Origin of the sequence: Clostridium sulfidigenes (assembly GCF_000732635.1) — a bacterium.
GTDB classification, from domain to species: domain Bacteria; phylum Bacillota; class Clostridia; order Clostridiales; family Clostridiaceae; genus Clostridium_J; species Clostridium_J sulfidigenes.
The window spans coordinates 1-1,231 of sequence record NZ_JPMD01000083.1 but is presented as its reverse complement, the minus strand read 5'-3'; the positions used below and the strand labels follow the sequence as shown (position 1 = coordinate 1,231).

General features: G+C 35.6%; 1 protein-coding gene. It reads left to right on the top strand.

The annotated features are described in order from the left end of the window. Positions 1 to 128: 128 nt before the first annotated feature. Positions 129 to 1,151, top strand: coding sequence for an IS6 family transposase (locus IO99_RS18030; protein ID WP_035135906.1), 1,023 nt, complete (start codon positions 129 to 131; stop codon positions 1,149 to 1,151). Positions 1,152 to 1,231: the final 80 nt, after the last annotated feature.

Sequence of the window (1,231 nt, the reverse complement as noted above, 5' to 3'; positions counted from 1 at the left end):
CTTCATATTTATCACTCCTAACAATAATTCGTTCTGTTAAGTTATATGAACATTGCACTTCTCAACCCTTGGAAATATAATAAGTTTACTTAAGACCAAATATCCCCCAAGAAAAGGAGAGAAGAACAATGAACAAAACAAATGTAAAATGCCCTCGCTGCCATTCTGATCAACTATATAAGTTCGGATTGGACAAGCAGGCTAATCAAAAATATCAATGTAAAAAATGTAAGCGTCAATTTGCTCCTGACTCCGTCAGTGACAAGGTGAAACTAAATTATCCAAGGTGCCCTAAGTGTGGCAAAGCTACATATCTACATCACCAATATAAGCACTATAATCGCTATAAATGCGGAGATAAGAAGTGTAATCACATAGTTGTTGAGTATCACAACACAAACATTGATATGCCCTCTAGCGAGGGTGTTACAGGCTCTTTTACGATGAAAGGTATGAGATTTTCACTCAATACAATACTAACAGCCCTAACACTCTACTTTCTCAATAATTCTTCTACGAGAGCTATCTCCCAATTTCTACTTGTTACCTCAAACATTAAAGTGTCACACGTAACAATAGCTAGTTGGACTAACAAATTTGCACCATTTTTCAAAGCCAAGGCAGATAAATTTAAAGCTGGTTTAGACCTGCAATCTGACGATTGGCATGCTGATGAAACTGTAGTTTTCATAAATGGTGAACGTTATTATCTATGGCTTGCAATAGACTCTGAAACAAGATTTATCTTAGCCTTCCACCTAACAAAATCGCGTAGCGAAGAGTCAGCGTTCACACTTATAAACGAAGCAAAGAAATTTGGGACTCCATCTAACTTTATTACAGATAGGTTGCCATCTTACAATCAAGCTGTAGCGAAGCTATTGCCTAATACAAAGCATCTTGCTGTTGCACCTATGTCTAACGACATAACCAATAACCTAATAGAATCATTTAATAAAACATTCAAAGCATGGTATAAAGCTAAGAAGGGCTTTAATTCTTTTGAGAAAGCCAACAACCTAATTTCACTATTTATTTTTCACTATAACTTCGTTAGACCTCACGGTTCACTAAGTAAATTAACACCTGCTCAAGTAGCAGGATTTAACTCTAGTGATTCAAATAAGAACTCTTGGTTTGTTGCTGCTTAACATTGATTAATATCTTTGATTAGCCTACAAAAATCCAATTTATTGTAGGCTTGTTTGCCATGCAATAAATCATCCAAACT